Here is a 14,638-nt window from a genome sequence, read left to right on the forward strand (position 1 = left end):
TGGTTCAGGTCTGGCGGGGTTAGGTATCAAGCGTGATCTGTAGCTTGACATCATTGGCTCGTGCGCTTGCAGCACGCTCGAACGCATCGATACTGTGTTCGAAATCAAAGGTCTCCGTAATCAGTGGATTGAGGTCTACCTTGCCCGAAGCGATCAGGTCGATCGCCCGGTCGTAGACATTGGCGTAGCGGAACACCGTCTCGATGCGCAGCTCCTTGGCTTGCGCCGAAACGATGTCGAAGGTGACCGGCTCGACGGGCATGCCGACCAGCACAATCGCACCGGCAGGCCGGGCGCAGGCCAGAACGTCGTCGTAGACTTTAGGGCTGCCGCTGGCCTCGAACACCACATCGGCGCCCCAGTTGTGGCCACAACGTTTGTCGACGGCTTCTCGCAGGGATTCTCGCGAAACGTTGACCGGCGTGATGCCATTGTAGCGGGCCGCGATCGCTAGCTTTTCCTCAACCAAATCGGAGACCAACACCTCGCTGGCGCCGCCCGCAAGCGCAGCCAGGGCGACCATCAGGCCGATCGGACCTGCGCCGGTCACGACGCAGACGTCACCCGGTTGCATGCGCGCCTTAACGACCGCTTGCATGCCGATCGCGAACGGCTCAATCATGGCGCCTTCGGCAAAGGACACTGAATCGGGAAGTGCGAAGGTGAATGCTGCTGGGTGGATGACTTCGGGCGTCAGACAACCGTGCACGGGTGGCGTGGCCCAAAACCGGACGCTTGGGTCGACGTTGTAGACGCCCAGCTTGGCGGCGCGCGAGGTGGGATCGGGGATGCCGGGTTCCATGCACACCCGCTCGCCCACATGAAGATGGCTTACGTTATGGCCGACGTCAGTCACTACACCGGATGCTTCATGGCCGAGTACCATTGGTTCGCGGACAACAAAGGGGCCGATTTGGCCGTGGGTATAGTAATGCACGTCGCTACCGCAGATGCCGACGGTATGGATGCGCACGCGAACGTCATCCGGGCCGAGCTGATCGGGAAGCTCGATCTCTCGTAACGACAGTTCGCGCTTCTTCTCCAGCACCAGAGCTTTTGCTTTCATGACGCTATTCTCTAATTGTATTTAAAAGGGGCGAGAACCGGCCTTTTTGGTCTAGTTAACCTCGCTTCAGGCTTAAAACAAATCTACGCGCCATGTGGAAAAAACCGCTAGGCTATAATTTTCTTGGTAATGATACTTTTTTGCAGACTTTCTCAGCGTGGTAGGTAATGGTCTGTTTTAAATGGCACTTTCCATAATGCTTGGGTAGTGCTTTTGGAAAGATGAAAGACTTTTTGTGACCAAAGTATAAAAGGCCAACGGCTCACTTTAATTCAGGATAGTAAGAGATCAGGCATGAGCGTCTTATCCAGGCATCGCTGAAAGCTGAAAGAGGCACTGATAAACTATGATTACTTCGCATCTCAACGATACGCCTCTTGGGGCGCCTGTTTTCGAGTGCATCAGTCAGGATCCGAAATTCAGTTTCTACTGGCACTGCCATGATTTCCCCGCCCCTATTGCCCGCTGGAATTACCATCCCGAATACGAGTTACATCTCATCCGTTATTCGGCAGGGCATTATTTCGTAGGGGATTATATTGGCCGCTTCGGACCCGGTAATTTAGTACTGGTGGGGCCGAATATTCCGCACGCCTGGTTTAGCGAGTTCAATGACGCGCAACCAGTGATTAAGGGGCGTGACGTCGTCCTCCAGTTCAAGGGCGAGTGGCTGGAGCACATGATGGCGCTTTGCCCGGAGCTCAATTGCCTGTCGACGCTCATCGAGGACTCGGCCTTGGGAGTGGAGTTCAAGGGGGAAGAAGCGGCAAGCTGTGCCGAGTTGCTGGTCAGGATGGGCGAGCAGGACAATGCCGGTAGGCTACTGACCATGTTGACCATTCTGCGCAGCCTTTCGCAGTGCGAGTACCATACCCTGGCCGGTCGTGGGTACGGTCTAGATGCCAAGGGCGCCTCCACCGAACAGGTCGATGCAGTACTGCGCTATATTCACGACCACTTCTATGAAGAGCTGCGCATGTCGACACTGGCCGAGAATAACGGCATGACGCCTTCCACCTTTTCGCGGTTTTTTAAGCACGCTACTGGCGACACCTTCGTTGCCTTCCTTAGGCGGATCCGCATCGGGCACGCTTGCCGCCTATTGCTTGAAGGTAGGCAGTCCATCTCCGATATATGCTTCGAGGTTGGTTACAACAACCTCTCCAATTTCAACCGTCACTTTCGTGAGCTAAAGGGCATGACGCCACGCCAGTACCAGCAGAACACGGCTGACCTTGTGCCGAAGGAATGATATTAACGAGTTATTAAGCTTGAGTAGTCAGAGTTTGCAGACGGCCAACTGACATAGTGCTGTTTAATCTTCATGACGGCGAAACCGTCGCGCTGATATAATGGATGCATGAACAGTGCCTCTGACTCGCCGGTTACCGCCTCCCTTGATGACCCCTTCTATTATTTAGCGAACTTTCGCTTTGTATTGGCGTGGGTGGGCCAGCGCCACGCTGACCTGCTCGCGACAGACGAGCTCGCTTTTCTTGAACGGTTTGAACGCTTGCCCCAGGCCTCCCAAGCGCTGCTGGTGCGCATGGTGATGCGCAAGGGCGAGCTGTTTCGGCTCAGCAAATTAAGCTATGCCGAGGTGGGCGACAGTGTCAGCGCCATGGCGCCCTTGGTAGCGCTCGGCTGGGCCGATAGTGACCCGGCGCTTAGCGTCGATGAGCTATTTAGCCAGCTACGTTTGGTTGAGCTGCGCCAGGCATTGGCAGCGGAGTTACGCGCAGCCGGGCTGAGTGCCTCTAGCGCTAAAACCGTGCTCTACGACACGCTGGCGAGTCAGCTTAATGAGCCCAAGCGGTTATGCCAGTGGTGGCCTGAGGCAAACGATCCAGTTCTGCGGCTAACGGTCATGGAAACCTGCGACCGACTGCGGTTGATGTTCTTTGGCAACCTACGCCAGGACTGGGCCGAGTTTGTGTTGACCGAGCTTGGCCTTCAGCGTTTCGAGTTGGTGCCTTTTACCCCGAAGTCACGCGCGTTCCAGTCGCGCCAGGAAGTGGACACTTACTTAGCGCTCCATCGTCTGCGCCAACGTCTGGACGACGGCGAGCTGCCCGCCGATCTATTCCCTGAAATGCCCCCGCCTGCGGATAACCGCTGGCTGGCCACACGGCGCGCAAGGCTGTTGCTTCAGTTGGGCCGTGAGGCAGAGCGTAGCGGAGACGCAGCGCTAGCGCTGACGCTGTATAGCGAATCCGCCAGTAGCGAGGCGCGCATTCGGCAGTTACGTGTGTTGGAGCGCCAGGGCGAACACCCCACGGCCTTTGAGCTGGCGACCCAAGCGCTTAATAGCCGCCCCAACGAAACCGAGCACCAGGCGCTGGCGCGGATTCTGCCCCGCTTGCGGCGGCGGCTCAAATTGCCTGCTGAGCCGAGCGACCCCGAACCCGCCCATGAGCGCTGGGACTTATCATTGCCTGGGCCGCAGTGGGTCGAACGCGCCGTGGTTGAGGCACTCAGCGAGCCTGGGGCGCCGGTCTACTACGTAGAAAACGCGCTGATAACCGGGCTGTTTGGTTTGCTCTGCTGGCCAGCGATTTTCGCCCCATTGCCAGGGGCCTTCTTCCATCCTTTCCACAATGGCCCGGCGGATTTATACCGCGACGATTTTGTGACGCGGCGACGGGACGCCTTCGATGCCTGCCTCGCGCACCTGGAAGACGGCAGTTATCGCGAAGTGATTCGATCGACCTGGCGGGAGAAACACGGCCTGGCGTCTCCTTTTGTGCACTGGGCGATTGTCGATGAACCGCTGGTCGAGCTGGCGTTGACGTGCATTCCCGCCGCACACCTACGCGTTTGCTTTGAGCGGCTGCTGGGGGATTTGAAAGCCAACCGGGCCGGACTGCCGGATTTAATTCAATTTATGCCCGATGCGCCCGTTGGCGAGCCGCGCTATCGGATGATTGAGGTCAAAGGCCCCGGCGATCGGCTACAGGATAACCAACGCCGCTGGCTTAAGTTCTTTCACCGCCAAGGGATGCCCGTCGCGGTATGTTACGTACGCTGGGTCGTCAGCGATGAGCCTGCGTTATGAGCGCGAAGTATCGCGTGGCGGTGCGAGCGCTGTGCGACTTCACTGCCCGGGAGGGTGATCTCGATCACCGTTTTACCCCGGCCCCCAGCGCGCGAGAAGGCATCGAAGGGCACACGCTTGTTGCTAGCCGACGCGGGGCAGACTATATCGCCGAATTGCCGCTGACCGGCGCCTTTGAAGGGCTACTCGTCACCGGCCGCGCCGATGGTTTTGACCCGGTGGCTAACCGCTTGGAAGAGGTCAAGACCCACCGTGGCAGTCTGGAGCGCATGGCGGATAATCAGCGTGCCCTCCACTGGGCCCAGGTGAAAGTCTACGGCGCGCTGTTGTGTGCCGAGCGTGGCCTGGAACAGATTACCTTGACGTTGGTGTATCTGGATATTGCCAGCGGCAAAGAGACCCTGATCAGCCAGGAAGCCACTGCCGACGAACTCCAGACATTCTTTTTCGCGCAGTGCCAACGCTTTCTTGCCTGGGCAGAACAGGAGGCCGTTCACCGCCAGGATCGCGATAGCGGCCTGCAAACCCTACGCTTTCCCCATGCCGCGTTTCGCCCCGGCCAGCGCGAACTCGCCGAGGATGTTTATAAAGCCGCGAGCACCGGGCGCTGCCTGCTCGCCCAGGCGCCCACCGGTATTGGTAAAACCATGGGCACGCTATTCCCCATGCTTTCGGCCATGCCCCGCCAGCAGCTCGATCGGATCGCCTTCCTCACCATGAAGACCCCCGGCCGCCGTTTGGCGCTGGATGCCCTGGTGACACTGCGCACGAGTGATGAAACACTTCCTCTGCGGGTGCTGGAACTGGTAGCGCGGGAGAAGGCCTGCGAATACCCTGATCGCGCCTGCCACGGCGAGTCGTGCCCATTGGCCGCCGGCTTTTACGATCGCCTGCCTGTGGCTCGCCAAACGGCGGTGGATCAAGGGTGGCTGGATCGCGACGCGTTGCGCGAAGTGGCATTGGCCCACGATGTATGTCCGTATTACCTGGGCCAGGAGTTGGCGCGCTGGACGGATGTGATCGTTGGCGACGTCAATCACTGGTTCGACAGTCACGCCCTTCTGCACGGCCTAGCCCAAGCCAACGATTGGCGAACGGGGGTATTAGTCGATGAAGCGCATAATCTGGTTGAGCGCGCTCGCGGCATGTACAGCGCCGAGCTCGATCAGCAGCGCTTCAACCGAGCGCGCCGTGCTGCGCCCAAAGCACTCTCCCGGCCCTTGGGTCGTTTGGCCCGTCAGTGGCAGGCGGTGATGAAAGAAGCAGGGCTGGAAGAGGAGGGCGAACCCAGGAAACCAGCCTATCGGCTGCTTACGGCACTGCCTGACAAGTTAGTCACCGCCGCCCAACAGGTGGGCGCTGCCATCACGGATCACCTGGGTGAGCACCCCGAAGGTGCCAGCTTGGAACTACAGGAGTTGTTATTTGAAGCGCTGGCATTCTGCCGCCTGGCGGAGCGCTTTGGCGAACACTCGCTGTGTGATCTTACCCGCTACGGGCGCGGTCGTGCAGTGCTTGGGTTACGCAATCTGATACCCGCCGATTTTCTGGCCACACGGTTTAAAACGGCCCATTCGAGCGTGCTGTTTTCAGCAACGTTAAACCCTGCTCACTACTACCGGGATCTCCTCGGCCTGCCGGAAAACACGGTACGGCGGGAAGTGGCGTCGCCCTTTACCGCGTGTCAGTTAGAGGTGCGTATACGCACGGATATCTCCACGCGTTTTCGGGATCGGGACGCCTCTATCGATCCTATCGTCGCGACCATGGCGCAGCAGTATCAGCGTAAGCCCGGCCACTATTTAGCGTTTTTCAGCAGCTTTGCCTACCTGGAGGCAGCGCTGGCGCGGTTTCGCGAGGCGCACCCGGAAGTGCCTGTGTTCAGCCAAACCCGCGGGATGCCAGAAGCGCAGCGCGAGGCGTTTCTGGCCCGCTTTGCTCCCGGCGGAGAAGGTATTGGCTTTGCAGTGTTGGGCGGTGCCTTTGCAGAAGGCATCGACCTGCCCGGCGACCGATTAATCGGCGCTTTTATCGCCACCCTGGGGCTACCGCCGTTTAACGACTTTAACGAAGCGCTTAAAGCACGACTAACCGCTCGCTTTGGCCAGGGTGACGACTACACCTACCGGATTCCTGGCATGATCAAGGTAGTGCAGGCCGCCGGTCGCGTTATTCGTAGTCCAGAAGATCAAGGGGTTGTGGTATTAATGGATGATCGTTTTGCCCAGGCCAGCGTGCGCGCGCTGCTGCCACGCTGGTGGTCGCTGGGAAATCCCAACTCCTAATTAGGACCCTTTGCGAGTCATGACAGATCTACTCTGGTACCAGTATGCGCTAATCGGTTTGATTTTTGCCTGGAGCGGTTTTGTGCGCACGAGCCTGGGCTTTGGCGGGGCCGTGTTGGCGCTGCCTTTCCTACTTTTGGTCGTTAACGAGCCCCTGGTGTTCTTGCCGATTATTGCCATCCACCTACTGATTTTTTCCAGTTGGATCGCCTGGCGCGGGCATCGTCAGTTGCAGGAAGCGGGCGTGGGCACCACATCGCCAGAGAGTAATATTGACTGGGGGTATTTAACCAAAGCCTTGAAAATCATGATTATCCCCAAGCTGATTGGGGTGGTGGGGCTGTTAACGCTACCCGCGCAGGTCATGACCAGCATCATTTTCGGCATTGTGATCATCTATGCCATTGGCTATGTGCTGAACAAGCCGTTCAAGAGCAAGAATAAGTACGTGGACTACGTTCTGCTAGCGCTTGGGGGCTATGTCAGTGGTACATCGCTGATTGGCGCGCCGTTGATTGTGGCGGTGTTCGCCACTCACGTGGCCAAAGAGCAACTGCGCGATACCATGTTTGTGCTGTGGTTTATCCTGGTGGTGATCAAGATGGTCTCGTTCTTAATCGCGGGGGTGGATCTGCAGTTAATCCACCAGCTGTGGTTGCTGCCGTGTGCCTTTATCGGCCATTTGGTGGGCGAGAAAGCCCACCGCTATATGCTCAAAGCGGATACTGGGCTGTTTTTTCGTGTGTTGGGCGCGGTGCTGATTTTAGTTAGCGTGGTGGGGTTGATTCACCCGCCTGCTTGATCAGACGTGCCGCTTGCTAAAGCTTGCTGTCTGCCTTTAGCGTCGTTTTACCCAGAATAATCAAGACAACGGCCAGCAGGCAGCAAACGACCGCCATGCCGGTAAACACATTGCGTAGCGATTCCAGCCATATCAACGCCGGGGCGACGATCAACGGAGAGATAAACTGGCCAAAAAAGAAGGTTGAGGTAAAGCCACCAAATACGCGGCCCCGCACTCGTTGAGGAGTGATCCGCATCAGCCAGGTGGTGGTATTGGGCATGAAGGCGCCCAGGCCTAAACCGGAAATCGCCGCGCCCACAATGGCCATCGCGTAACTCTGGGTGAACCCAACGATCAAAAAGCCAGCGGCCGCCAGCAAGAATCCCAAGACATAGATCGTCATCACCGAAAGAAACGGTTTGTAGTAGCCGTAGCAAAACGCCACGATGCTGGCCGTTAGGGCTGCCATTGAAAGCGCGATACCGATCGCCATGCCACTGATCTGGCCCTGCTGAGAGAGTAAATAGGGCAGTTGGGCGGGAAACATATAAAACATCGCCATGCTGATCATGGCGATCAGGTAGGCAAGACCCGTGCGCCCGTAGTCCACCTTCACCGGCGCATCGTGTGCGTCAGCGCTTACGCTACTGCTTGCTTTGGGTTCTTGAAGAATCGCCCAGGCATAGGGCAGTAAAAGCACCCCGGTTAGGTAGAGGAGAAACGGGCCGCGCCAACTCCAGTCGGAAAGTATCCCACCAAGGTTTATAAAAACAACCCCGCCCAAGGCCATGCAACTGCTTTGCAGACCTAAAAAGCGGGCACGTTCGGTGCTATCGAAATAATCGCCGACCAGCGTGGTGCTGATGCTGAGAATGCCAGCTACCGCAATCCCCATGAGCGCACGGGAGCTTAATAGTAGATCCACGCGATCGATGAAAAAGCCTGCAACGCCCGCAAAACCGTAGATGCCCAGCATCATCAACAGCAGTTTCTTGCGCCCAAACCGGTCAGCCAGATAACCCATCAGCGGGCTGAACAGCGTAATCATCAGCGCAGGCAGGGTCAGAATCAGCTGGATCACTACCTGGGGCTGGTCAGGAAAATGGCGGCTAATGCCCGGTAGCGCAGGCGCAATAATCGCCCCCGACATCACGGTCATGGTGCTGGCGAAAAGGAGTACAGCCTTAATATGCGTTAACTGGCGAATGGTCTTTTTCCATATCAAAAGAAGGGGGAGAGAGTAAAAACGCCAAGCGTAGCATATCTATTAGCAGGCTATGTTTTTTTTGAGTGGTGCTTTTAATGGTAATGAGCGGCGCGTGCTATCTATATGTCACCCAGCGCCAGGCACAACAAAAACGGCCACCTGCTGTGTTAGCTAAGTGGCCGTTTTTAATGGTGTTCTTGGTCGGAATAGCAGGATCTCAATCCCGACTCGCTAAACACCTTAAAATTCAATGGCTTGTGCCTAGTGGTGCACTTGGTTTTTTACAAATGTGTACCACTTAGAACCCACTTTATGGCCCACATCGTTGGCCGGGAGCTTAGCACAATCGAGGTGGTTGTGCCGCTGTGAGATGAGATTTGAGAGGAGCTTACTGGGGGCGGTTGCCTCCATAGCCCGCTATGCATCGCTCGTCCACAAGAGTACCTGTCAGACGGTGGGGCTGGACTCAATATGAGCTTATGCTCATAAAGTGGGAGTTACTGTCCGATGCCCAAACCTCGTTTGCCCATGACCGTGGTAAGAACCGTACTGGACATTCTGTGCTGCAATGAAAGCCCAGCGCGAAGACCTTTTCCTGCGTCGGCTGGCAGCGTAACAAAGATACGCCGATGCCTATTGGCCTCTCACTTGGCCGCCAAAGAAATTGGCGATGAGCTGACAGACCAACAACTGGAAACCCTGCTGTACGGACAAACCGAAGCCCAGCGCGACACGCCCCGTTTCAACAGTGACCTTCTCCATGATGCGGTGCGTGGCGGGCTAACTCGGCAGCAGGCGTTCGGCATTTCGAGCTGGTTAGAATTAGGGGATGTGCCACGCTACTCGTGGGGTGCCCAGCAGTACACCAAGTGGATGAAGTCGCTGCCTAAGAAGGACTTGCGGCGATTGCCAGCTGGAGCATTGTGCGTCGTAGGCTCGGTAAGCACTCAGCTACGCTTGTCCGTTGGCAACGGGCAGTATGAAACATACGACATTCTGGTAGCCAGCCTGCCCGTATCCGAGTACAGCTACTTTGCTCTGTATCCGTCGGGCTGCGAGCTGGGCTGGCTCAAGTGCCTTGTAGCAGCTTTTGCCTATTTCGGCGGAGTTCCTGCCCAGCTCGACATAACCAGTCCTGTCGGTGTGCGTCAGACGTACGATGCTTTCTGTGGGCATTATGATGTTGACGTGACAGTGCGCAAGAAACCACCACTCGTTCGCACGCCGACAGGCGAAAACGTGCGTCAAAAATGCCTTAACTGGGTATCGGGCTGGCGTGATCATATTGATGCGCAGGTGATCCTAGGTGATGCCGAAGAGACGCTAATTCAGCTCAACAACATCTGGAACGGCAATAATTGCCTTGAGCATAGCGGTGAGTTCACCGCTAATGCGTTCCTGCAACTCGATGCCCAGCACCTAAAGCCGATGCCAAAGGCTCGGTTCACACCACTGAAACAGGCCAAGGTTCACTCATACGATAACCACGTGCAGTTTCGTGATGCCTTGTACTCGGTTCCCCATCGCCTAGCTGGCCAGACGGTGCAGCTTGAGCTGTCCAATTCTAGCCTCGTTATATGCAGCAATGGTGCGCCTGTAGCCCGCCACGCCTTAACGTTCGAACGCTGTGGCTATGTGACCGATATGACCCACAGGCCTAGCAAGGAGCACTTGGATACCCTTGCTAGTTTGATCATCAACACTTTTTACGACATAGGTGCCGATGCAGTCAGGTGGTGCAGGCAAGCCATAATATCTGAGCCGATTGCTGAGCGAGCGTTCCGGCGCTGCATTCAAGTGCGCGGCCTCGTAAGACAGCACAGCAGACACCGCTTGAACGGGGCGCTGAAAGCAGCGACGGAAATGGGGTGTCACCTCTACGGCCAAGTCCGTGGCCTGTTGTTTGGAGAGAAGGTTAGCGCTGTACCGGGCCAGAACCGTGTGCTTAGAAGCGCCATTGAGCGTCGCACGTCTAAGGATTTACCGTTCACAATCGACCGGAACGATTCCTGTGCATCAGGACGTAACGATGAGAAAGCTTTCGGTAATGTGCCCGTGAAAGTTGATAATGTATCGGCTATAAGCCGCGTGGTTGAGCGGTACAGGGTCAGTATCCAGAGAATCCGAGCAGGGGTATATAAAAGAGTCTCCCACAGTACACGGGCTGCAGAGCTCGCGTACAGCTAGGGGAACGCCACATGAAAACCACCGTGAGAAAGCATCAGGTTACGATCGACGACGTCACAGTTCCGCTAAACGTTGCGAACGGCTCTGGGTGCTACTTGGAGATCGTGCAAGCAGCCAAGCGGCAGCTCGACGCGATGCTCAGCTATCACGGTGATGTTTTCGTGATGTACTTCATCGTTCAGCTACCCACCTACACCGCTGACAACACGCCGATATCGCAGCTCACACGGTCGCTGCGGAAACGGCTTGAGTCCAAACCCGCTAAGCATGCATCGCGTCAATCCAAAAAACGCTACCAGTTCAGCCGTGTAGGCTTTGTCTGGGCGCGTGAGCAGGAGCACGCCGCCGCACAGCACTACCATGTCGCGCTCATGTTGGATGGCAAGCAGGTGCAGCACCCCAAGTACATTTTGCAGGAATATCTGAAGCCAGCGGCGGATAGGCTGGGGTTGAAAATTTCCCTATGCAGCCAAAGCGGCCGAGTAAAGAGGAACGACGAGGAGCTATATGGGGTCTGCCTCAAGCGTATCTCATACAGCGCTAAGGAACGTGGCAAAGGGGCGCGGGAAAAAAAGGCTAAAGACTTTGGCAGCAGCCACTTGAAAGCGAAAGCGGATACCGTTGGGAACTGCCAGCCATCTTCAAAACAGGATGCCGAAGAGCGTCGGCACATTGGATCTATAGCACACGTTAAAGCAAGTGGCGTTAACGCGCAGGGCCATAGTCAACAGGAAGGCGAGGCTGTTAGTGCGCCCGCTGATATAGCGAAGTTGCCGACTCAGTGTGTCAGCAACACGAGAGACAGAGAGGCACATGATGTGCCGCATAAAGCTGAGCCGCGTAGTCGTAAACGGCACATAGTCGCGTCGGATGGCATCCGAGGTCCGCCTAGGCAGCACAGAGAGCCGCCTGCCACCAGAATAGATAGCATTCTGCATGGCGGGCAAAGCCGTTGTACAACGTAATCTCAATGCCCCGCCGTTGTACAACGAAGGTGATGGTTCAGGTAAGCGTCGATTGCAGTTACAGACGAATGTTGCACCGACCGTCAACGTAGCCATAACGGATTGCAGTAGTGGGGGTGATAGCTGTTTTCATCGCTACGCGGGGTTATCAAGGACGGAGAAGGGGTACCCCCTATTATTGTTTTGGTCGACTATCTACCAGCATGTGTCTTGCGGGTTGTGCTTATGGCCAAAGATGCCTGCACGAGAGCAGGCTGCGCATCATTTGCGTGGAAGCGCTGGCTGCGCCGTGTTGAATGAAACCTAAGGTATGCAAGTTCAAACTAGTTCCAGCAGAAAAACTTACACGGTCTCGACGGAGCTCTTAAAGGTAAAAACGAACTATGGACGAGCCTGTACGAGAGAGGAATAGGTTTGCAGAATCTGGAAGGGTTGCGCATGCAGACCGCAAAGGAAGCCCTCCGGGAGTAATGAAAATAACTGTGCTGTAGGGCAAAAGGCTCGGCTCCGGTGCCTCTGGTTGGCGTAATTGGAATCGTTTTCCGAGCCGTGCGATGACAGAGGGATTATCTAGGTTTACAATTAAGGTGTTTTATATGTCATTTGTAAACCTATAGGTGCTCGTCATGATTGGTAAGCGGTTACACCGAGCGCGTAGAGCGGCAGGGTTGTCGCTCCGTGACTTGGCAGACCAAGTTGGGGTATCGCACACCACTATCAATAAGTACGAAAAAGATATTGACGGTGCCATGCCGCCTTCCGGCCACCTTGTGAAGATAGCCAAGGCGCTTGGGGTGCGGACTGAGTATTTTCTCCGCTCAATCGAGGTGGAGCTTACCGGTGTTGAGTACCGGAAACGTTCCACAACCCCTAAACGGCTGTTGCGGCAGATTGAAGGCGATGTGCTTGATCAGGCTGAGCGTTGGATTGCCTTGCTATCGCTTTACCCGAAAAGCCCGGTGCGCCCTTTTGTAGTGCCGCAAGGCTTGCCTAACGTGGTAACTGATCTATCGCAGCTAGATCAGTTGGCTGACACCGTGCGTAGTGCTTGGGCACTTGGCTTAAACCCTATCCCCGACATGATCGACGTGCTGGAATCAATGGGCGTGTTGGTGATCATGACCGCTGTCGACGCGTCGGATAAGTTTGATGGTCTAGCGGCCTCAGTGAACGGCAATCCTGTGATTGTTGTATCAGAAAACTGGCCGGGAGACCGTCAACGTTTCACCTTGGCGCACGAGCTTGGACATCTGTTGCTGGAGGGACGACTGGATGATGCGATCGACGAAGAGAAGGCATGCAACCGGTTCGCGGGTGCGTTCCTCCTTCCTTCGAAAGCAATTGTTGATCTTCTAGGGCTGAACCGTAGTCGATTGGAAATGCGCGAGCTTTACATGCTTAAGCATGAGTTCGGTATCAGCATGATGGGTGCTCTGATGCGCGCAAGCCAATGTGCGATTATCAGCGATGCGCTGAAGGATAGGGTTTTTCGGCAGTTTTCCAAGCAGGGATGGCGAACCAAAGAGCCCGGGGACCCATACCCGCCCGAAGTCACCTACCTATACCGGCAGCTAGTTTACCGTGCGTTAGCGGAAGACTATATCGGGGAATCTAAAGCCGCTGAGTTGATGGGAATGGCAACAGCTGCACTGCGGAAGGAACGGAAGCTAGGGGGCGTTGATGCAGCTGCTGTTAATCAGTGATGCGAACGTGCTTATTGATCTTGAAGAGGGTGGGCTAACCGTTGAGCTATTTCGGCTGCCTTATGTTCTCACCGTTCCCGATATTCTTTTCATAGATGAGCTTGAGCTGCACCACGGACACTTGTTGGAGCTCGGGTTGCAGCTCAGGGAGTTAACGTCCGATAGCATGACGTATGCCCAGCAATTGGTCCGGCGCTATGGCGGGCCTAGCGCCAACGACTGCTTGGCCTTGGCGCTGGCTAGGCAAGAGGCGTGCCCACTGGTAACTGGCGACAAGCGGCTGCGCAAAGCAGCGGATCAAGAGCAAGTCGAAAAGCGGGGGACAATATGGCTACTTGAGCAGATGCTGGATCACCGCCTCATCACGGTTCAGCAGGCTGAGGCTGCACGTGATCTGATGCGGCAGGCTGGTAGCCGTTTGCCGTGGGATAAGCTTGACCAATTGATCGAGCGGTTCAATCCTTAAACCCGCAGCAACAAGGGTGTGATTATAGAAGCCAGCTTTTTCCTGCACATGTAAATTAGAGTATACCTCAAAGGAACCACCCTCTTTAGTCTAGAAAGCCTTTGAAACCTATTGGGAAACCATTTAAATTACCGGCTAATTAAGAAACCATCTATATTGCCCAAGGCGGTTTACATGTTTATTCGAGCCTATCTACGTGCTTCGACAAAAGAACAAGATGCTGAGCGTGCCCGCGCTGAGCTGGAAGAATTTGCCAGTGAACATAACCAGACGATCGCTGCTTGGTATGCTGAGAATGAATCTGGTGCGACCTTGCGTCGTCCCGAGTTAATGAAGCTCATTCGAGACTCTCAGCCGGGTGATGTCATATTGGTTGAACAGATCGACCGGTTGGCGCGCTTGGAGCCGAGAGATTGGGACACGCTAAAGGCCAAGCTGGCAGAGAAACAGCTCTCTGTGGTGTCGAAGGAGATCCCGACGTCTTATATGGCACTACAGCAGAAAGCTAACCCAGAATTTACTGACTCCATACTGCGTGCCGTCAATGCCATGCTGTTGGATATGCTGGCTGCGGTCGCACGCAAAGATTACGATGATCGCCGCCGTAGGCAGCGGGTGGGTATTGACCGAGCTAAGGAGAAGGGTAAGTACCGAGGACGCAAGCCTGACATGGAGAAGCGTGCTCGCATTGCCAAGATGATTGAAGGCGGTTTGTCCTACTCGGATATTCAAAAGACGCTGCAGTGTTCGAGAAAGCTGATCGTGAGCGTTGTTAGAGGCGAGACGGTGATCGGTGGGAGACAGGGCGCATCCAGCGATGCCTAAGTAACCCCTATTCAAGGCTAGGGCAGCGCAGCGGCTGCCCCGGTAAAGCACCACGTTGGCTGCACCCCAGCCGACTTCGCTAAGTTGTACAACTT

At 55.8% G+C, this 14,638-nt stretch carries 11 protein-coding genes; 9 read left to right on the forward strand and 2 right to left on the reverse strand.

Going from position 1 to position 14,638, the window contains the following annotated elements:
• Positions 1-19 precede the first annotated feature (19 nt).
• On the reverse strand, positions 20-1,066 hold the full coding sequence (locus RZA33_RS14915) for an NAD(P)-dependent alcohol dehydrogenase (protein WP_317508500.1): 1,047 nt from the start codon (positions 1,064-1,066) through the stop codon (positions 20-22).
• Between the two features lie 346 nt (positions 1,067-1,412).
• Between RZA33_RS14915 and RZA33_RS14920 the strand changes: the two genes are divergently transcribed.
• The 4 genes from RZA33_RS14920 (at position 1,413) to RZA33_RS14935 (ending at position 7,208) form a co-directional block, all read left to right on the forward strand.
• Complete coding sequence (locus tag RZA33_RS14920) at positions 1,413-2,318, forward strand: AraC family transcriptional regulator (protein WP_317508501.1); 906 nt, start codon at positions 1,413-1,415, stop codon at positions 2,316-2,318.
• Between the two features lie 108 nt (positions 2,319-2,426).
• On the forward strand, positions 2,427-4,121 hold the full coding sequence (locus RZA33_RS14925) for a VRR-NUC domain-containing protein (RefSeq protein ID WP_317508502.1): 1,695 nt from the start codon (positions 2,427-2,429) through the stop codon (positions 4,119-4,121).
• On the forward strand, positions 4,118-6,406 hold the full coding sequence (locus RZA33_RS14930) for an ATP-dependent DNA helicase (RefSeq protein WP_317508503.1): 2,289 nt from the start codon (positions 4,118-4,120) through the stop codon (positions 6,404-6,406). Before RZA33_RS14925 ends, RZA33_RS14930 begins: the two co-directional genes overlap by 4 nt.
• A gap of 19 nt (positions 6,407-6,425) precedes the next feature.
• Complete coding sequence (locus RZA33_RS14935) at positions 6,426-7,208, forward strand: sulfite exporter TauE/SafE family protein (RefSeq protein ID WP_317508504.1); 783 nt, start codon at positions 6,426-6,428, stop codon at positions 7,206-7,208.
• A 16-nt stretch (positions 7,209-7,224) separates the two neighbouring features.
• On the opposite strand, the gene RZA33_RS14940 is transcribed toward RZA33_RS14935, so the two are convergent.
• Positions 7,225-8,349, reverse strand: a complete 1,125-nt coding sequence (locus RZA33_RS14940) for an MFS transporter (RefSeq protein ID WP_317508505.1) — start codon at positions 8,347-8,349, stop codon at positions 7,225-7,227.
• Between the two features lie 696 nt (positions 8,350-9,045).
• On the opposite strand from RZA33_RS14940, the gene RZA33_RS14945 reads away from it, so the two are divergent.
• From RZA33_RS14945 to RZA33_RS14965, 5 genes are all read left to right on the forward strand, one after another.
• On the forward strand, positions 9,046-10,584 hold the full coding sequence (locus RZA33_RS14945) for a Mu transposase domain-containing protein (protein ID WP_317508506.1): 1,539 nt from the start codon (positions 9,046-9,048) through the stop codon (positions 10,582-10,584).
• 11 nt (positions 10,585-10,595) lie between these two features.
• Positions 10,596-11,549 (forward strand): YagK/YfjJ domain-containing protein, encoded by a 954-nt coding sequence (locus tag RZA33_RS14950; RefSeq protein ID WP_317508507.1) that lies wholly within the window; start codon positions 10,596-10,598, stop codon positions 11,547-11,549.
• Between the two features lie 626 nt (positions 11,550-12,175).
• Positions 12,176-13,252, forward strand: a complete 1,077-nt coding sequence (locus tag RZA33_RS14955; RefSeq protein ID WP_317508508.1) for an XRE family transcriptional regulator — start codon at positions 12,176-12,178, stop codon at positions 13,250-13,252.
• Positions 13,230-13,718, forward strand: coding sequence for a PIN domain-containing protein (locus RZA33_RS14960; RefSeq protein WP_317508509.1), 489 nt, complete (start codon positions 13,230-13,232; stop codon positions 13,716-13,718). Before RZA33_RS14955 ends, RZA33_RS14960 begins: the two co-directional genes overlap by 23 nt.
• Before the next feature lie 174 nt (positions 13,719-13,892).
• Positions 13,893-14,543 (forward strand): recombinase family protein, encoded by a 651-nt coding sequence (locus tag RZA33_RS14965; RefSeq protein WP_317508510.1) that lies wholly within the window; start codon positions 13,893-13,895, stop codon positions 14,541-14,543.
• The last annotated feature ends 95 nt before the right edge of the window (positions 14,544-14,638 follow it).

Source organism: Halovibrio sp. HP20-59 (assembly GCF_033052795.2).
Classification (GTDB): Bacteria; Pseudomonadota; Gammaproteobacteria; order Pseudomonadales; family Halomonadaceae; genus Vreelandella.